Origin of the sequence: Nioella sediminis (assembly GCF_001879695.1) — a bacterium.
Taxonomy (GTDB): Bacteria; Pseudomonadota; Alphaproteobacteria; order Rhodobacterales; family Rhodobacteraceae; genus Nioella; species Nioella sediminis.
This window is the reverse complement of sequence record NZ_MNBL01000054.1, coordinates 1-16,898: the sequence shown is the minus strand read 5'-3', so window position 1 is coordinate 16,898 and position 16,898 is coordinate 1. Positions and strand designations below refer to the sequence as shown.

The 16,898-nt window shown below is 63.5% G+C and carries 17 protein-coding genes; 11 read left to right on the top strand and 6 right to left on the bottom strand.

Going from position 1 to position 16,898, the window contains the following annotated elements:
• The first annotated feature begins 62 nt into the window (after positions 1–62).
• The 3 genes from BKY26_RS08305 to olsA all read left to right on the top strand — a co-directional run bounded on the left by BKY26_RS08305 (position 63) and on the right by olsA (position 1,964).
• Entirely contained in the window at positions 63–242 is a 180-nt protein-coding gene (locus BKY26_RS08305) for a DUF3553 domain-containing protein (protein WP_071689985.1), read from the top strand.
• A gap of 130 nt (positions 243–372) precedes the next feature.
• Complete coding sequence (olsB, locus tag BKY26_RS08300; protein ID WP_071689933.1) at positions 373–1,143, top strand: L-ornithine N(alpha)-acyltransferase; 771 nt, start codon at positions 373–375, stop codon at positions 1,141–1,143.
• A 20-nt stretch (positions 1,144–1,163) separates the two neighbouring features.
• Complete coding sequence (gene olsA, locus BKY26_RS08295; protein ID WP_071689984.1) at positions 1,164–1,964, top strand: lyso-ornithine lipid O-acyltransferase; 801 nt, start codon at positions 1,164–1,166, stop codon at positions 1,962–1,964.
• Here the strand turns inward: olsA and BKY26_RS08290 are convergent.
• On the bottom strand, positions 1,945–2,571 hold the full coding sequence (locus BKY26_RS08290; protein ID WP_071689932.1) for a thiamine phosphate synthase: 627 nt from the start codon (positions 2,569–2,571) through the stop codon (positions 1,945–1,947). The two genes, olsA and BKY26_RS08290, sit on opposite strands and share 20 nt — an antisense overlap.
• A 101-nt stretch (positions 2,572–2,672) precedes the next feature.
• Here BKY26_RS08290 and BKY26_RS08285 point away from each other — a divergent pair, with 101 nt between their 5' ends.
• The 4 genes from BKY26_RS08285 to BKY26_RS08270 all read left to right on the top strand — a co-directional run bounded on the left by BKY26_RS08285 (position 2,673) and on the right by BKY26_RS08270 (position 7,297).
• Complete coding sequence (locus BKY26_RS08285; RefSeq protein ID WP_071689983.1) at positions 2,673–3,416, top strand: RNA methyltransferase; 744 nt, start codon at positions 2,673–2,675, stop codon at positions 3,414–3,416.
• 81 nt (positions 3,417–3,497) lie between these two features.
• Positions 3,498–4,631 carry a heme A synthase gene (gene ctaA / locus BKY26_RS08280; RefSeq protein WP_071689931.1) on the top strand — a complete coding sequence of 378 codons (1,134 nt, stop codon included), beginning with the start codon at positions 3,498–3,500 and terminating at the stop codon, positions 4,629–4,631.
• 1 nt (position 4,632) lies between these two features.
• Positions 4,633–6,105 (top strand): carboxypeptidase M32, encoded by a 1,473-nt coding sequence (locus tag BKY26_RS08275; protein WP_071689930.1) that lies wholly within the window; start codon positions 4,633–4,635, stop codon positions 6,103–6,105.
• Between the two features lies 1 nt (position 6,106).
• Positions 6,107–7,297 carry an MFS transporter gene (locus BKY26_RS08270; protein WP_071689929.1) on the top strand — a complete coding sequence of 397 codons (1,191 nt, stop codon included), beginning with the start codon at positions 6,107–6,109 and terminating at the stop codon, positions 7,295–7,297.
• 2 nt (positions 7,298–7,299) lie between these two features.
• Here BKY26_RS08270 and BKY26_RS08265 read toward each other — a convergent pair whose 3' ends face one another.
• Positions 7,300–8,109: an enoyl-CoA hydratase gene (locus BKY26_RS08265; protein ID WP_071689928.1), complete on the bottom strand. Its 810-nt coding sequence runs from the start codon at positions 8,107–8,109 to the stop codon at positions 7,300–7,302.
• A 65-nt stretch (positions 8,110–8,174) separates the two neighbouring features.
• Between BKY26_RS08265 and BKY26_RS08260 the strand changes: the two genes are divergently transcribed.
• Positions 8,175–8,597 carry a PaaI family thioesterase gene (locus BKY26_RS08260; RefSeq protein WP_071689927.1) on the top strand — a complete coding sequence of 141 codons (423 nt, stop codon included), beginning with the start codon at positions 8,175–8,177 and terminating at the stop codon, positions 8,595–8,597.
• On the opposite strand, the gene BKY26_RS08255 is transcribed toward BKY26_RS08260, so the two are convergent.
• Positions 8,573–9,178 carry a class I SAM-dependent DNA methyltransferase gene (locus BKY26_RS08255; RefSeq protein ID WP_071689926.1) on the bottom strand — a complete coding sequence of 202 codons (606 nt, stop codon included), beginning with the start codon at positions 9,176–9,178 and terminating at the stop codon, positions 8,573–8,575. The two genes, BKY26_RS08260 and BKY26_RS08255, sit on opposite strands and share 25 nt — an antisense overlap.
• Positions 9,179–9,309: 131 nt before the next feature.
• On the opposite strand from BKY26_RS08255, the gene BKY26_RS08250 reads away from it, so the two are divergent.
• The 3 genes from BKY26_RS08250 to BKY26_RS08240 all read left to right on the top strand — a co-directional run bounded on the left by BKY26_RS08250 (position 9,310) and on the right by BKY26_RS08240 (position 14,008).
• Complete coding sequence (locus BKY26_RS08250; protein ID WP_071689925.1) at positions 9,310–11,925, top strand: penicillin-binding protein 1A; 2,616 nt, start codon at positions 9,310–9,312, stop codon at positions 11,923–11,925.
• An 87-nt stretch (positions 11,926–12,012) separates the two neighbouring features.
• Complete coding sequence (prfB, locus tag BKY26_RS08245; RefSeq protein WP_071689924.1) at positions 12,013–13,140, top strand: peptide chain release factor 2; 1,128 nt, start codon at positions 12,013–12,015, stop codon at positions 13,138–13,140.
• 76 nt (positions 13,141–13,216) lie between these two features.
• Positions 13,217–14,008 carry a DUF2189 domain-containing protein gene (locus BKY26_RS08240; protein WP_071689923.1) on the top strand — a complete coding sequence of 264 codons (792 nt, stop codon included), beginning with the start codon at positions 13,217–13,219 and terminating at the stop codon, positions 14,006–14,008.
• Positions 14,009–14,074: 66 nt separating this feature from the next.
• Here the strand turns inward: BKY26_RS08240 and BKY26_RS08235 are convergent, their stop codons facing one another.
• The 3 genes from BKY26_RS08235 to BKY26_RS08225 form a co-directional block, all read right to left on the bottom strand.
• The gene (locus tag BKY26_RS08235; protein WP_071689922.1) at positions 14,075–14,611 is read right to left on the bottom strand and encodes a bactofilin family protein; all 537 of its coding nucleotides are present in this window, start codon (positions 14,609–14,611) and stop codon (positions 14,075–14,077) included.
• The gene (locus tag BKY26_RS08230; protein ID WP_071689982.1) at positions 14,601–15,941 is read right to left on the bottom strand and encodes a M23 family metallopeptidase; all 1,341 of its coding nucleotides are present in this window, start codon (positions 15,939–15,941) and stop codon (positions 14,601–14,603) included. The genes BKY26_RS08235 and BKY26_RS08230 overlap by 11 nt, the downstream gene beginning before the upstream one ends.
• Before the next feature lie 180 nt (positions 15,942–16,121).
• Positions 16,122–16,898: ferritin-like domain-containing protein (locus BKY26_RS08225; protein WP_071689921.1), on the bottom strand; the 777-nt coding region annotated here is incomplete at its 5' end.

The window sequence follows — 16,898 nt, the reverse complement described above, 5'->3', positions numbered from 1 at the left end:
AGCTCGGCAAGATCCGGTACTGGGAAATCATGGCGATCATCCATCACGAAAGGCCCCCTGAAATGGTCAATGATCTCAACGCGATGCTGGAGCCGGGAATGCTGGTGCGGCACCCCGGCCAGCCTGATTGGGGGCTGGGGCAGGTGCAATCGAATATCGCGGGCCGGATCACGGTGAATTTCGAGAATGCCGGAAAGGTGGTGATCAATGGCGAACGGGTGGGCCTTGTCATCGAGTTCTGATCTCCTCGGATCTTCTGCCCGGTAACGCTAGCCCGCTTGCGGTTAACAGTTTCCTAACGGGTGGGGGCTTGAGGTTGCATTGGCCCGGTCAATCGCTTACCTCGCGCGCAGGTTTCTTGGCGGGCGACCCATGGTGATTGACGACACCCAGCTTGAACTGCGTCTGGCCCGAGGCGAGGCCGATCTGAGGCTTGCACAGGCCCTGCGCTACGAGGTTTTCATCCGGGAACTGGGCGGCGATGGCGACCTCGTCGATCACGCAAACGGGCTGGAGGCGGACAGGTTCGATCCGTTCTTCGACCATCTGATGCTGCTGGATCGGTCGCGGCAGGGCAATCAATGCGTCGGCGTCTACCGTGTGATGCGAGAAGACCAGGCCGCCGCCGCAGGACAGTTCTATTGCGACGATGAATATGACCTGACGGTTCTGAAACAGGGTCCGCTGAAGCTGCTGGAACTGGGGCGGTCTTGCGTGCACGCCGATTATCGCGGCGGCACGGCGATGCTGCATCTTTGGAACGGGCTCGCGGCCTATGTGGAGGATCACGGGATCGACCTGATGTTCGGCGTTGCGTCCTTCCATGGCACCGATGCCGCTGCCTTTGCCGCGCCCTTATCATTGCTTCATCACCGTTACCTTTCTCCGCCGGAGATTCGGGTACGCGCGCGCGAGGACAGTTTTCAGCGCATGGACCTGATCGCCGAGCCCGATCTGGACCGGGTCGCCGCCGCCCGCGCGATACCTGCGCTGATCAAGGGCTATCTCAAGATGGGCGGGTTCGTGGGCGAGGGGGCCTATATAGACCGGCCTTTCAACACCACCGATATCTGCCTGCTGATGGATGTGAAACGGGTGTCGCAGAAGCAGTTCGGCCTCTATGCCAAGGGCGTGCGGCGGTGACGGTCTGGGATGATGGCGAGATGCCGGTGGACAGCCCCATTGCCCTTGCCGGGTGGCTGAGGGCCGGTCGCAGGGGTATTCCTGTCATCCTGCTCCTGCTTGTCTGCTTTCCGCTGCTTCTGCTCCTGCGGCTGCCGGAGAAGTGGATCTGGGGTTATCGTCGCCCCATCACTCCCTGGATTACACAATTCGTATGTATATCAACCTGTTGGATGATGGGGTTGAAGCGGAATGTTAGTGGTGTTCCAAGCCCGCAACGTGGGGCCTATGTGGCCAATCATTCCAGCTGGCTCGACATTTTCGTGCTGAACGCGTCGAAACGCATCTACTTCGTTGCCAAGGCCGAGGTGCATGGCTGGCCCGGCATCGGCTGGCTGGCGCGGGGCACCGGCACGGTGTTCATCCGCCGCGACCGGCGCGAAGCGAAGCGGCAGCAGGACGTGTTCGAGGACCGGCTGCGCGCAGGCCACCACCTGTTGTTTTTCCCCGAAGGCACCAGCACCGATGGACAACGGGTTCTGCCCTTCAAGACGACCCTTTTCGCGGCCTTCACCACCGAGACCTTGCGCGACTTCCTGACCGTTCAGCCCATCTCCCTGCGCTATCATGCGCCCGAGGGCGAAGACCCGAGATTCTACGGCTGGTGGGGCGATATGGGTTTCGGCTATGGGCTGCTGAAGGTGCTGGCCGTCCGGCGACAGGGCCGCGTCGACGTGACCTACCACCCGCCGCTAAGGGTCTCGGACTTCCCCGATCGTAAATCTCTGGCGGCAGCGTGCGAACAAGCCGTCCGGATGGGCTTCACCGAAGCGGCGCGGTAAGGGCGGTCAGCGCGGCCAGCGGATTATCCGCCTTCCAGATCTCCTGCCCGATTGCGAAGAAATCCGTGACCGGGGCCAGCTGCGCCACCAGATCGACCGTCAAGGCACCTTCCGCCACAACGGGCAGCTCGATCATCTGCGACCACCAGGCGAAAAGGTCATGTTCGGCGCGGGTGCCGTCCCCAAGCGGGCTGTCACCGACAGGACCGAAGGCGATGTAGTCTGCGCCCACTTCGCCCGCCGTCATCCCCTCATGGGTGGAGGCACCGCAGAACGCGCCGACAATGGGATCGGCCCCCAGTTCCTTGCGGGCCTTGCGGACGGACCGTGCGGCATCGGTCAGGTGAACCCCGTCAAGCCCGAGCCGTTCCACCATTCCCAGATGCTTTTCGATCACAATCGGCACGTCCCGCTCATGGGCAATGACGCGCAACGCATCGGCGGCGCGGGCCACGTCATTGGCATCGGAGGAGGCATGGGCCAGCCGCAGGCAGGCGATCTCCATCCCGTCCAGCACGGCGGCAAGCTTCGGCGCGAAGGCGTCGATTTCGAAGGCGGGCGGCGTGATCAGGTAGATCTGCGGCTGCTCGGGGGCGTCCTGCGGCATGGGAATATCCTTCGTCTTTTCTGGCGCGGTGATAGCCGGTCGCCGCGCCGGGAACAATGGGGCGCTTGCATCGCGGCCCCCCCGGATTTATGCGGCAGCCCATGGACAGCAAGCACCCGCAACCCGCCTTCATCCTCGTGCGCCCGCAGATGGGCGAAAACATCGGTGCCGCCGCGCGGGCGATGTGGAATTTCGGGCTGGATCATATGCGGGTCATCGCCCCGCGCGATGGTTGGCCCAATGAACGCGCCGTGGCGCTGGCCAGCGGGGCGGGGCGGCTTCTGGACAATGCTGGCCTTTTTCAAACCACGGCAGAAGCGCTGCGCGATTGCACCTATGTCTTTGCCACCACGGCCCGGCAACGGGGCCTGACGAAACCGATTGTGACGCCCGAGCGCGCGATGGAACAGGCCCGTGCGATCCATGCGGAGGGCGGCAAGGTGGGGGTGCTGTTCGGTCCCGAGCGGGCGGGGTTGGAAAACGAGGATATCGTGCAGGCCAACGCCATCATCTCGGTGCCGGTGAACCCGGACTTTGCCTCGCTCAATCTTGGCCAATGCGTGTTGCTGACCGCCTATGAATGGCGCCGCGCGACGGAAGAGATCGTGGCGGAAGTGATGGAACTGGCCGGGACCGAGTTCGCCACCGGGCTGGAAGTGGAAAAACTGGGCGACCATTTCGAGGAACGCCTGAACGATGCCGGGTTCTTCTTCCCCGAGGCCAAGGCAGACAGCATGCGCCTCAACCTTCGTAACATGTGGTCGCGCCTGCCGCTTACGCGCGCCGATGTGCAGACGCTCCACGGTGTCCTTCGCCAGATGGTGCGCTGGAAAGAACGCGGCTGACCCCGCGACGCATTGCCGTGGCGCTTGATCCTCCCGTGGGGCGGGGCTAGGTCTGGCGGGACGGAAATGGGAGCCCGAGGCATGAGCGGACGCAGTATCTTCGAAGAGGTCACCGAAACCCAGAAACCCGCCGCGACGCCGGGCGCTTTGACGGCGGGCCGGGGCAGGGGGCGCGGCTTTGCGCGGGTCTGGCTGATGGTGCTTTTCGCGATGGTCGTGGTGATGATCGCCGTGGGCGGACTGACCCGGCTGACGGATTCGGGCCTGTCGATCACCGAATGGGCCCCGATCTCGGGCGCGGTGCCGCCCCTGAACGAGGCTGACTGGCAGTCGGAGTTCGAAGCCTATCAGCAAACCGATGAATACCGGCTGCAGAATGCAGGGATGAGCCTCGCCGAGTTTCAGTACATCTACTGGTGGGAATGGGGCCACCGGCAGCTTGGCCGGACCATCGGCCTTGTCTGGGCGCTCGGCTTTGCCTTCATGCTGGCGACGAAACGGATGCCAACAGGATGGACCGGACGCTTCCTTTTGCTTGGCGCACTTGGCGGCGCGCAGGGGGCGATTGGCTGGTGGATGGTGCATTCCGGGCTGCAGGAAGGGATGCTCGACGTGGCCTCTTACCGGCTGGCGACACATCTGGGGCTGGCCTTCCTGATCCTCGCGCTCATTGCATGGTATGTGCTGCGCCTGATGCGTGACGAGGCGGAGCTGATGCAGGCCCGCCGCAATATGGACCGTAAGACCAAGGGGATGGTGACGGGGCTGTTGCACCTGTCCTTCATTCAGATCCTTCTGGGGGCTCTGGTCGCGGGGATAGACGCGGGCCGCATGTTCCCCGACTGGCCGCTGATGTCCGGCGGTTTCTTCCCGCCCGATATGTGGCAAATCGAGCCGCTATGGCGGAACTTTTTTGAGAACGCGGGCACGGTGCAGTTCATCCACCGGATCGTGGGCTATGTGCTGGTGCTGATGGCGATCGGTATCCTTATGGCCGCCCGCAAATCCGCCAATCGCAGCGTCAGGGGCGCTGCGCAGGTAGCGGCGGCGATGATCTTCGTTCAGGCGGTTCTGGGGATTGTCACGGTCATGCATTCCTCGCCGTTGGCCCTGGCGCTTCTGCACCAGTTGGGCGCAGTCGTGACCATCGTGCTGATCCTGCGCGCGCGCTTCACCGCGATGCATCCCCATGCCCAATCTGTGAGAGGGGCCTGACATGTCCGCCTATGACGATCTGATCGCCCACCAGAAAGACACGCAGGCCCTGTCCGAAGTGATGGGCCGTCTCGGCTGGGATCAGGAAACGATGATGCCACGCGGGGCCGCCGATCAGCGGGCCGAGGAAATGGCGGCGATGGAAAGCGTGCTCCATGCCCGCCGCACCGATCCGCGTGTGGGCGACTGGCTGGACCGGGCGGAGGCCTCCGGTGACGTGGCGCGTGCCAATTTGCGTCTGATCCGCCGCGAATACGACCGCGCCACCAAGGTGCCCGCCGATCTGGCCAAGGCACTTGCCAAGGCCACCTCCCGCGCGCAAGGCATCTGGGCCGAGGCGCGGGCGAATGAAGACGTGGCGGCCTTCCTGCCGACGCTGGCCGAAATCCTGCGTCTCCGGCGCGAGGAAGCCGCTGCCATCGCCGGGGACGCCGACCCCTATGATGCGCTCCTTCAGGATTATGAGCCGGGGATCACCGGTGCCGAGCTGGAGGCGCTTTTTTCACGAATGCGCCCCCGGTTGGTCGATCTGCGCGGGCGTGTCCTGTCGTCAGGCTACAACCCTGAACCGCTGAAGGGCCATTTTCCCGAAGCCGCGCAACTGGCCTTGTCCGCAGAACTGGCGGCGGTCTTCGGCTATGACTTCGACCGGGGCCGCATTGACAAGGCGGTGCATCCATTCAGCTCCGGGTCCGGTCACGATGCGCGGATCACGACGCGGGTGGATGAAAGCGAACCGTTCGGCTGTCTTTATTCCACCATCCACGAGGTCGGCCACGCCTGTTATGAGCTCAATATTGACGATGCCTACCTGCTGACCATCCTCGGCGGCGGCGTGTCCATGGGCGTGCATGAAAGCCAGAGCCGGTCCTATGAGAACCAGATGGGCCGCAGCCGTGCCTTCACCGGCTGGCTTTTCGGCAAGATGACCGAGACCTTTGGCAATCTGAACGTCAAGGATGCCGATGCCTTCCATGCGGCGGTGAACCGGGTCCAGTCAGGCTATATCCGCACCGAGGCCGACGAGGTCCACTACAACCTGCATATCCTGCTGCGCTTCGATCTGGAGCGGGCGTTGATCACCGGTGACCTGCAAGTGGCCGATCTGGAAGCCGCCTGGAATGACCGCTTTGCCGCCGATTTCGGTGTGGCGGTCGATAAGCCTTCGAACGGGATGTTGCAGGATGTGCATTGGTCGGTGGGGCTCTTTGGCTATTTCCCGACCTACACGCTTGGCAATGTCTATGCGGGCTGCCTGTTCAAGACCCTGCGGGAGGATCTGCCGCATGTGGATGCGCAGATGGCAAAGGGCGATCTGAGCGGCGCAACCGGCTGGATGGCGCAGAACCTGCAAACCCATGGCGGGCTATACGAGCCGGGCGAGGTGGTGGAACGCGCCGCGCGTGCACCGGTCAGCGAAGCGCCGCTTCTCGATTATCTCGACGCCAAGTTCGGCGCGATTTACGGGGTTTAGAATGGGGGTGCGGCCAGATCAGGCCGCACGCGGCCCGGCGGTCTGGATGCTGGCGGTAGGCCAGACGCTCAGCTACGCCTGCCTCTACTACATCTTTGCTGCACTCATCCTGAGCTGGGAGGCCGATCTTGGTTGGGACCGGGCCGTGCTGGCCACCGGGCCGTTCCTGGCCATCGTGATTGCCGCAGTGCTGGCCCCGTTCGCCGGACGGCTGGTGGATCTTGGCAAAGGGCCCGAGGCGATGGTGGCGGGCGCTCTGATCGGGGCCGGGGCGTTGGTGGTGCTGGCGCTCAGTCAGACGCCGACAGCGTATCTGGCCGCATGGGCCCTGATCGGGCTGGCCCAGTCCGTCACTCTCTATGAAACCTGTTTTGCCTTTCTCATTCGCCGCCTTGGACCGCATGCGAGGGCAGCAATCGTTCGCGTCACGCTGGTCGCGGGCTTCGCCTCGACGCTTGCCTTTCCGGCGGGCGCGACGCTCAGCGCTTCGATTGGCTGGCGTGGGGCGGTCTGGGTTGCGGCGGCGGTGATGGCATTCGGTCTGGCGCCACTCTTCGCCATCGCGGGCCGGATGCTGCGCCGGGTCGAAGGCGCGCCCGATACGAAAGATGCTGACAGGGGGGCGTTGGGACGGGCGTTGCGCACAGTTAGCTTCTGGCTTCTGGCGGTCGTCCTGTCGCTTGTCTCGCTCAATCACTGGATGCTGATCCAATATGCGGTGCCGATCTTCGTTGAACAGGGCGCGAACCAGCCGCTGGCGGTGTTCGCGGCCTCTACCGTTGGACCCGCTCAGGTGGCCGGACGACTGGTCCTGATGCGATACGAGGCGCGGATCGGCACCGCGGCAGCCACCCGCATCACCTTTCTGGCCATGGTCGCGGGCACGCTGGCACTGTTTCTGGCGGGGGTGCAGCCCTGGCTGATTTTCGCCTTTACCGCCATCCAGGGCGGTGCAATCGGGGTCATGACCATCCTGCGTCCGGTGCTGATCTCCGAGGTCATGGGACCGGCGGGCTATGGTGCCATTGCGGGCACGATCCAGATTCCTGCAATTATGGCAGGGGCAATTGCCCCGGTTCTGGGGGCCTTCATGCTGGAAGGGTTCGGTGTGCCCGGCCTGCTTGGCCTCTCGCTTCTGGTTCTGATGGCCAGCCTTGGGATGCTGGCCATCTTGCTAAGGCGATTGGGGTGACCTCAGCCCGGCTGTGTCCAGTCCGGTGCCCGCTTTTCGATGAATGCGTTGATCCCCTCGGCGGTGTCGTCATCGAGCATGTTTTCCACCATCACCGCGCCCGTGTAATCATAGGCTTGGGCGAGGCTCATCTGGATCTGGTCATAGAAGGCGCGTTTGCCGATCCTGACCGCGCTGCCGAGCTTGTCGGCCACGGTCTGCGCCATGTCCATCACCTCCTCCTCCAGCCGGTCGGCATGAACGGAGCGGTTGATCAGCCCGAGCGCCTCGGCCCGGTCGGCGCTGATGAACCGGCCCGTGGTCAGCATCTCCATCGCCTGTTTGCGCGGGATATTGCGGGACAGAGCCACCATGGGCGTGGAACAAAAGAGCCCGATATTGACGCCGTTCACCCCGAACCGCGTGTCATCTGCGGCAACGGCCATATCGCAGGACGCCACCAGCTGACAGCCCGCTGCCGTGGCGATGCCGTGGACCTGCGCAATCACCGGCTGCGGAAGACGCGGGATCATCTGCATGACCTCTCCACAGCGGTTGAAGAGATCGCGCAGGGCCGCCGCGCCCTTGTCGGGGGCCTGCCGCTTGGCGCGCATTTCCTTCAGGTCATGGCCCGCGCAGAACGCCTTGCCTGTGCCGCGCAGCACCACAACGCGCTGCGTGTCCGATCCCAACAGATCGGTGAATTCCGCTTTCAGCCGCGCCAGCATCGCGTCCGACAGCGCATTCAGCGCGCCGGGCATGTTCAGCGTCAGCCGGGTGATGGGGCCAAGGTCCTCGCGGATAAGAATATCCTGTGACGTAGCGTCCGACATCTGGCCCTCCCTTGCCAATTGCATCCAAGACGCTGAATGCTAGGCCGAAAGAGGGAGGAGGGGCAATGGCACTGGCCATGGACAAATCCGCGCTATCCACGTTCCTGCAAACGGAATTCGCGCAAGTTGCAGACGACTTCACCATCGAAGAGGTCAGAGAGATGGGCATCCTCGTGCGGCTCAAGGTCGATGAGCGGCACCTGCGCCCCGGCGGCACCGTATCCGGGCCGTCGATGTTCGCGCTGGCCGATGTGTCGATCTATCTGGCGGTGCTGGCGATGGTCGGCCCCAAGGCACTGGCGGTCACCACCAATATCTCGATGGATTTCATGCGCAAACCCGCCGCCGCGACCGACCTTCTGTGCGATTGCCGGTTGCTGAAACTGGGCAAGACACTGGCCGTGGGCGATTGCCTGATCCGGTCCGACGGCATGGAGGCCCCGGTGGCTCGCGCCTCGATGACCTACGCGATCCCGCCCGACCGCTGAGCGAGCCAGACGGAATGGCCGTGGAATTCCGCGTCTTCCGGGCGGAACCACAGCACCTCGAACCCGTGCTCGGCAAAGAGCGCACGGTAGGCGTCCGGCGACAGGCTGGCATGGATCACCGGTTCCGGTCCGACCTGGCCCATGGCTTCGCTGTCCGACGGGCCGGTTGTCATCAGAAGCCGCGCGCCGGGGGCGGCATGGGCCTTGAACACTGGAAACATGGTGCGTTGAGCCCCGCGCGACAGGTGAAAGAAACTGTCCCACGCGACGATCACGTCAAATTGCTGGCCCAATGACAGTCCGCGCATATCGGCGAGAACCGCTCTTGCGTCGGGAAGATTGCCCCGGAAATGATCCAGCATGCGCTTTGACCCGTCGACACCCGTCACGGCACAACCCTGATCCGTGAACCATGCCGCAATCGGCACCCCCGACCCGCAGCCCAGATCGAGCACCGTCGCGTCCTTCTGACCGTCCAGAGCCGCCGTCAAAGCTCCGACCTCGAACAGGGACGTGTTGCGCGTTTTGGCCCAGTGATCGGCCACCCGGTCATAGGCGGGAAGGATGTCGTTGAAGTCCATGCCTTATCCTGCGTCACTACCCATTCTCGGAAAACCCCTTGAGGCGCGAATTCCCGCCGCTTTCGTGGCGTTGCTTTTGACCCCCCCTGCCGCGCGGCCTATAAGGCGAAGGCGCCACAGGAGTCGCGGGCATGATCCGATTCATTTTTTCCTTTTTGGGGGCAATATTCAGCCTCGTGACCAATGGGCTCGTCATGGGCGCGTTGATTGCCGGGGGCGTGATCTTCTCCTTCACCCGCGATCTGCCCGATTACCAGACGCTGCAACAGTATTCGCCCGCCACGATCAGCCGGATTTACAACCGCGATGGCGAGATCATGGACGAGTTCGCCGCTGAACGCCGGATCTATGCGTCCTATGAGGAGATTCCGCCGGTCGTCGTGCATGCCTTCGTCAGCGCCGAGGACCGCAATTTCTTTGACCATTCGGGCTATGACCCCCGCGCCATCGGGGCCGCGGTGGTTGAGGCGATCCGGTCGCGGGGGCGGGATGTGCGCGGGGCCTCCACGATCACGCAGCAGGTGGTGAAGAACTTCCTGCTCGATGGTTCGCGCCGGATCGAACGCAAGATCCGCGAGATCATCCTGGCCGCGCGGATCGAGCAGACGCTGTCCAAGGAACGGATCATGGAGCTTTATCTAAACGAGATCGAGCTTGGTCAGCGATCGTTCGGTGTGGCCGCAGCGGCTCAGACCTATTTCAACTCCGACCTTGTTGATCTGCGCCCCGAACAGGCCGCCTACCTGGCGGCGCTGCCGCAATCAGGGGGCACCGCGCTGCATCCGGTGCGCAACTATGACCGCGCGATCAGCCGCCGCAACTACGTGCTGCGCGAGATGTACGAAAACGGCTATCTCTCGCTGGAAGAGATGGAGGCCGCGCAGGCCGCGCCGCTGGAAACCGTGCAGGGCGGCCATATCGAACCGTTCCGGGCGCAGCTGCCATCGCGTGACTACTTCTCCGATGAGATCCGCCGCCAGCTCAGCCGCGATTTCGGTACCGAAGGGTTCCTGTCGGGCGGCTACACCGTGCGCGCCACGATGGACGAAAGCTTGCAAGATGCCGCTGCTCAGGCCCTGCGCCGGGCGTTGGAACGCTATGACCGCGACCGGGGCCTGTGGCGCGACCCGCTGGCGACGATTGATCCGGAACTATTGGCCGAAGCCGAGGGCGAGGGCTGGCGCGACCTGCTGGCTGATGTGACCTTCCCCCGCGATATCGACGGCTGGCATGCCGCCGTGGTGCTGGAGGTGGGCAACACCCATGCCCGGATCGGTATCGAAGGCATTGAGGATGACGAGGACGGCCATTGGATTCCGCCGGAAGACGTGACATGGGCGCGGCCCGTGGACGCCGATGGCAACCGGGGCGATACCGCGCGCAATGCTGGCGACCTGCTGGATGTGGGCGACGTGATCCATGTACGCGCCATGACCAGCGACAGTGACGGCAGTTTCATCCGCTGGACCCTGCGCCAGATCCCCGAGGTGCAGGGCGGGTTCATGGCGATGGATGTGAACACGGGCCGGGTTCTGGCGATGCAGGGGGGCTTTTCCTACCAGTATTCCAGCTTCAACCGCGCCACGCAGGCGACGCGCCAGCCGGGGTCTGTCTTCAAGCCCTTCGTCTATGCGACCGCACTTGATACCGGCTACAGCCCCAACACCATTGTCATCGACGCCCCGATCGAGGTCGATACGGGCGAGGGAATCTGGCGGCCCACCAATGCCTCGAACGAATTCTATGGCCCCGCGCCTCTGCGTACCGGCATCGAACGGTCGCGGAACCTGATGACCGTGCGTCTGGCACAGGATATCGGGATGGAGACCGTCGCCCGGTATGCGGAACGCTTCGGCGTCTATGATGAATTGCAGCCCTATCTGGCCAATTCGCTCGGGTCGCAGGAAACCACGCTTTACCGGGTCGTTGCGGCCTATGCGATGTTCGCCAATGGCGGAGAGAGGGTGGAACCCACGCTGGTTGACCGGGTGCAGGACCGCTTCGGTGCTACCGTCTATCGCCATGATCAGCGCATCTGTCAGGACTGTCTGCTGAGCGATCTTGAAAGCGGACGCGCGCCCCGGATCGTCTCGAACCGCGAACGGGTGATTGATGCAATCACCGCCTACCAGATCACCTCGATGATGCGCGGCGTGGTTCAGCGCGGTACGGCAGCGGGCAGCGTCGGCAATGCCGGGCTCGGCGTGCCACTGGCTGGCAAGACCGGCACCACCAACGACGCGCGCGATGTGTGGTTCGTGGGCTTTTCCAACACCATCGTTGCGGGGTGCTATATCGGCTTCGACACGCCGCGCAGCCTTGGCCGGGGTGCCTCGGGCGGTGGAATGTGCGGGCCGGTCTTTGCGCAATTCATGCGCGAGGCGATTGCCGAATATGGCGGCGGAGAGTTCGAAGTGCCGCCGGGCGGCCATTTTTATCCGATCGACCGCTATTCGGGTCAGCGTCTCGAATCCGGCGCCTCCGGCCCCGATGTGGTGATGGAATATTTCCGCGACGGGGAAGAGCCGTTCTTCGGCATGCTGTCCATCGTCGACGGGGGCTTCGGCATGGGGTCGAACCTGCCGATGTTCGCGCGCGGTCAGGAACCGGGCACCGGCGGCGGGGAAATCGTCGACGGCGATCCGTTACCGCCCACGGACAGTACCGTGGAAACCTCGACTGGTGGAACCGCGCGAGTGCCGCTTGGCACGGGCTTTGGCGAACTGACCTCCGGTGGGCTTTACTGACCATCACCGGCCCTTGCCCGCTTGCAGCGGCGCGGGGGCTGGTCTACATCCCTGTGACAACCCATTCCAGAGCCGAGCGAGCAGACCATGCGGGCCGAAACCCAGAGCCATATCGAGAAAATCCGCAAATCCCTGACCCTTCTGGGCCAGCGGATGGACCTTGAGACGGCCCCCCATCGGTTGGAGGAATTCAATGCCCGCGTCGAGGACCCGGACCTGTGGAACGACCCGGAAAAGGCGCAGAAGCTGATGCGCGACCGTCAGTTGCTGGTCGACAAGATGGGCACCTACAAGGCCATCGAGACCGGACTGAACGACAATGTGGAACTGATCGAGCTTGGCGAGATGGAGGACGATCAGGAGGTGATCGCCGAGGCCGAGGAAGCGCTGGCCGAGTTGGTCAAGACCGCCGCCGCGAAAGAACTGGAGGCGCTGCTGGACGGCGAGGCCGACAGCAATGACACCTTCCTTGAAATCAACTCCGGCGCCGGTGGCACCGAAAGCTGTGACTGGGCGTCCATCTTGGCGCGGATGTATGTCCGGTGGGCCGAGAAAAAGGGCTATGATGTGGAGCTTCAGTCCGAAAGCGCGGGCGAAGAGGCGGGCATCAAATCCGCCACCTACAAGATTTCCGGCCACAATGCCTATGGCTGGCTGAAATCGGAATCGGGCGTGCACCGCCTGGTGCGGATCAGCCCCTATGACAGCGCCGCCCGGCGGCACACCTCCTTCAGCTCGGTCTGGGTTTATCCGGTCGTGGACGACAATATCGAGATTGAGGTGAACCCCTCTGACATCCGCATCGACACCTATCGGTCGTCCGGCGCGGGCGGTCAGCACGTCAACACCACGGATTCCGCGGTTCGGATAACCCATATTCCCACGGGCATCGTCGTGACCAGTTCCGAGAAATCGCAGCACCAGAACCGCGATATCGCCATGAAGGCGCTGAAATCGCGGCTCTACCAGCAGGAGCTTGACCGCCGGAACGCAGCCATCAACGAGGCGCATGAGAACAAGGGCGATGCGGGCTGGGGCAACCAGATCCGGTCCTATGTTCTGCAACCCTACCAGATGGTAAAGGACCTGCGCACCGGGTTCGAAACCTCTGACACACAGGGCGTTCTGGATGGCGATCTGGACGGGCTGATGGCCAGCGTGCTGGCCATGGATGTCTCTGGCAAGACCCGCGCACAGGCGCAGGCCGAGGACTGAACGGCACGCAGCTCCAGATTTCCCTTGGCACGGTCAAGCATCCTCCCTTAGCATTTCCCCGAGGGAGGATTTCGTGATGAGTGACACAAGTCAGGCATTGCCCGAAGCGTCGAAAGTGCCGGAGGTCCGGCAGATGGATATGGGCGATATCGGCTACGCGCTGCGCGCCGGGTGGCAGGATTTCCGCCGCAAGCCGATGATGGGGCTGTTCTTTGCCCATATCTACGTGATCGGCGGCTGGCTGCTCTATATCCTCTTTTTCGTGACCGAGCAGATCTGGCTGTCTCTGCCGATCACCGTGGGCTTCCCCCTGATCGCGCCGTTTCTGGCCGTGGGGCTTTACGAGGTCTCGCACCGGCTGGAACAAGGCGACACGGATTTCCGCCGCAATGACATTTTCGGCGTGGTCTGGCGTCAGCGCCTTCGGCAATTGCCGCTGATGTCCTGGGTGATCATCGTCTATTTCCTGTTCTGGTCCTTTTTCGCGCATATGCTGTTCGCGCTGTTCATGGGGCCATCGGTTCTGATGAATGTCAGCTCCAGCTATGCCTATCTGCTTCAGCCCGAAGGTCTGTTGATGCTGCTGGTCGGCACCGCATTCGGGGCGGCGTTCGCCTTTGTCCTGTTTTGCCTGACCGCAATTTCGCTGCCGCTGCTTCTGGACAAGGAGCTGGATTTCGTCACCGCCATGCTGACCTCGATCGCGGTTGTCAAACGCAATCCCAGGGTCATGATCGCCTGGGGCGTGACCATTTCGGTGCTGACCTTTGCGGCGATGATCCCGGCCCTTCTGGGCCTGTTCATCGCGCTGCCGGTTCTGGGCCATGCCAGCTGGCATATCTACCGGCGCGCGTTGGAGCATGGCTGATCCCTCACAAACGAAAACGGCCCCGAAAGATCGGGGCCGCCATGAACTGCCGTCAGCCGGAAAGGATCAGGCTTCTGCGGTGCCGTTGCTGGCCGCTGGCTTGGGCGCTGCGGCTGCCGGGGCAGGGCGCTTGGCGCCGCCATTGGACAGCGGGTCTTCCTGGCGCTGAACAGAGCCTTCGAAATGCGCACCGCTCTCGATGGCGATGGTCTTGTGGATGATGTCGCCCTCGACCTTCGCGGTCGCGGTCAGGCGCACTTTCAGGCCACGGACACGGCCCACGACGCGGCCCGTCACGACGATGTCGTCGGCAACGATTTCGCCCTCGATGGTGGCGCCTTCGCCAACCGTCAGCAGATGCGCGCGGATGTCGCCATGCACGGTGCCTTCCACCTGGATGTCACCGGTGGTGCGCAGATTGCCGGTGATCGTCAGGTCAGAGCTGAGCAAGGATGCGGGCGGTTTGGGCTTGTTCGAGGTAAGGGGCATTGAGCTTTTGTCCGAGGATCCTGCCTTGGGGGCATCTGCCCCGGTTTCGGGTTTGCTATCAGCGGCGCCAGCCTGTTTGGGACCGGGTTCATTGATTTTTGACTTAGAAAACATCTCTACCTGCCGTGATGTAGTTCATGGGGTTTCGGGGCGTATCACCGGTGCGAACCTCATAGTGGAGATGGGGCCCCGTCGACCGTCCGGTGCTTCCCATATCACCTATGCGATCCCCGCGCGAGACCCTTTGGCCCTCGGTGACGCGGATACGATGCAAATGTGCATAGCGGGTCTCGAAGCCGAAGGCGTGCTGGATGACGATGATATTGCCATAGCCGCTCTGCCGTCCGGCGAAGCTGACAACGCCGTCGCCGGTGGCGTGGATCGGGGTGCCGGTGGGGCCCGCCATATCGACACCGGTATGCAGGCGGCTGCCACCATTGAACGGGTCACGGCGGTATCCGAAGGGCGAGCTTAGCCGGTAGCTGGCAAAGACGGGCCGAGAAAAAGGCAGTCTTTCCGCGACCATACGGTGAAGGTTGAGGTTATCGAGCTGTGCCAGAACCTCGTTGGCGCGCAGCGAGGCGGAATCCGGGTCTTCGCCGCGCGTCGACATGGTGATCGGCATCAGCGGCCCGCCCTGGCCATTGTAGCTGGCGCGCATCTGGTTCACCAGATCCTCGGTCGACAGACCTGCGGCCGAGAACATCCGGTCAAGCGGCGCCATCGACATTTCCACGGCGTCTTCAAGCTGCGCGAAAATCCGCTCGTTACGTTCATCGGCGAGGGCCTGGGTGAATTCCAGCTCGTCGATTTCTTCTTCGGCATCTTCCGCGATCTCGACCGCGTCGTCGCGCTGATCGGCGGCGCGGGCAAGCGCCATGGTCAGGTATTCCAGCGTCCGTTCCAGTTCCCGCTGCCTGCCGGCGGCGGTCTGGACCGAGCCGTTTTCGGCCTCGATCTCGGCCAGCAGGGCGGCGGTCTGTGCGCGGGCGTCGTCGCGTTCCGTCATGACCCGGCGCAGGGTGGTCTGGATCACCTCGACCGCGGTTTCCAGCTCGCGGCGGCGTTCCTCTGATGCCAGCAGACGCGACTGCATCGCCGAGACCTCGCCCATGGCGACCGAGAACCGTTCCTGGCTGGCCTGCGCCTCTGACGCGCGCGCGTCGCGTTCCTCGGACATGGCATTCAGGCGCTGTTCATAGGCGACCTGCGCCCGTTCCGCCTGTTCGCGGACCCCGCCCGCGCTGATGGAATCGATCAGGAAGATGGCCGTGACAATTACCGTCCAGCCAACGAAAAGCGAGCTCCCCGTCAGCATGATCGCCTGTGTCGCAGGCCGCAGCCGCACATAGCGCATGCCCTGGTCTGATTTCAGGAATAGCCGCTGTTCCGGCAAATACCGTTCCAGCGCGCCGTTGAAACGGTCGGTCAGGCGTGTCTTCACGTCGCTGTGCCCCATTACCCTTGTCATTGCCCTGCGCGCCGTCCTGTCCCCACAACCCGCCGCACCGGTAAACTAGGGATTAGGGGAAAGCCCCGCGAGGCTCAAACCTTTTTCTGCCCGGCTGTGGATAAACGGGCCTATTCGCCGGTTTTTGGCAGGTTTTTGCCCATTCCCGCAGGGTCAGCCGACCGAACCGGTCTCGGACAGTGGCCAGTAGAAATCGGGTGGCAACCCGGCCTCTGCCCGTTTTTCCTCGTTGAACGGGGGTTTTAGCGCCCCGTGGAAATAGGTGCGGACCAGCCGGTGAAACGCGTCCTTCGGGTCGATATCTTCACGTCCGCACAGAAAATGGAACCACTTGGAGCCATAGGCCACGTGATGCACCTCTTCCGCATAGATGACCTCCAGCGCCTCTACAGCCTGCCGGGCCGCGTCATCGCCCGCCTTGCGGAAGACCTCGATCATGCCCGGTGTCACGTCCAGGCCGCGTGCCTCCAGTACCATGGGCACCACGGCAAGCCGGCCCATGATGTCCTCGGCCGTATCCTCTGCCGCGCGCCACATGCCCGCATGGGCGGCAAGGTCGCCATAGTGGCTGCCCATGGTTTCCAGACAGGCGCTGACCAGTTGGAAATGCTTCGACTCCTCGTCCGCAGATTTGACCCAATCGTCATAGAACCCCATAGGCATCCGCACCCGGCCCCCGAACCGGGCGATAACGTCCCAATGCAGGTCGACGGCATTCAGCTCGATATGCGCCACCGCATGCAGCAGCGCTTTGCGCCCCTCGGGGCTGCCGGGACGTCGGCGGGGCACGTCGCGCGGGTCCAGAAGCTCTGGCTTCGCGGGCCGTGCCGGGCGCAGGGGCGGGCTGGCGGTGCCGATGGCAATCTCGGGGGCCTCGCCGCGACGCGCGGCAAACCACTGGGCGGCGTAGCGGCGGCTGAGTGTCGTTTT

What these genes read in the sequence shown, in the direction of transcription:
- BKY26_RS08305 (WP_071689985.1), top strand. Translation starts at nt 63, where the DNA reads ATGGTCAATGATCTCAACGCGATGCTGGAGCCGGGAATGCTGGTGCGG.
- olsB (WP_071689933.1), top strand. Translation starts at nt 373, where the DNA reads ATGGTGATTGACGACACCCAGCTTGAACTGCGTCTGGCCCGAGGCGAG.
- olsA (WP_071689984.1), top strand. Translation starts at nt 1,164, where the DNA reads ATGCCGGTGGACAGCCCCATTGCCCTTGCCGGGTGGCTGAGGGCCGGT.
- BKY26_RS08290 (WP_071689932.1), bottom strand. Translation starts at nt 2,571, where the DNA reads ATGCCGCAGGACGCCCCCGAGCAGCCGCAGATCTACCTGATCACGCCG.
- BKY26_RS08285 (WP_071689983.1), top strand. Translation starts at nt 2,673, where the DNA reads ATGGACAGCAAGCACCCGCAACCCGCCTTCATCCTCGTGCGCCCGCAG.
- ctaA (WP_071689931.1), top strand. Translation starts at nt 3,498, where the DNA reads ATGAGCGGACGCAGTATCTTCGAAGAGGTCACCGAAACCCAGAAACCC.
- BKY26_RS08275 (WP_071689930.1), top strand. Translation starts at nt 4,633, where the DNA reads ATGTCCGCCTATGACGATCTGATCGCCCACCAGAAAGACACGCAGGCC.
- BKY26_RS08270 (WP_071689929.1), top strand. Translation starts at nt 6,107, where the DNA reads ATGGGGGTGCGGCCAGATCAGGCCGCACGCGGCCCGGCGGTCTGGATG.
- BKY26_RS08265 (WP_071689928.1), bottom strand. Translation starts at nt 8,109, where the DNA reads ATGTCGGACGCTACGTCACAGGATATTCTTATCCGCGAGGACCTTGGC.
- BKY26_RS08260 (WP_071689927.1), top strand. Translation starts at nt 8,175, where the DNA reads ATGGCACTGGCCATGGACAAATCCGCGCTATCCACGTTCCTGCAAACG.
- BKY26_RS08255 (WP_071689926.1), bottom strand. Translation starts at nt 9,178, where the DNA reads ATGGACTTCAACGACATCCTTCCCGCCTATGACCGGGTGGCCGATCAC.
- BKY26_RS08250 (WP_071689925.1), top strand. Translation starts at nt 9,310, where the DNA reads ATGATCCGATTCATTTTTTCCTTTTTGGGGGCAATATTCAGCCTCGTG.
- prfB (WP_071689924.1), top strand. Translation starts at nt 12,013, where the DNA reads ATGCGGGCCGAAACCCAGAGCCATATCGAGAAAATCCGCAAATCCCTG.
- BKY26_RS08240 (WP_071689923.1), top strand. Translation starts at nt 13,217, where the DNA reads ATGAGTGACACAAGTCAGGCATTGCCCGAAGCGTCGAAAGTGCCGGAG.
- BKY26_RS08235 (WP_071689922.1), bottom strand. Translation starts at nt 14,611, where the DNA reads ATGTTTTCTAAGTCAAAAATCAATGAACCCGGTCCCAAACAGGCTGGC.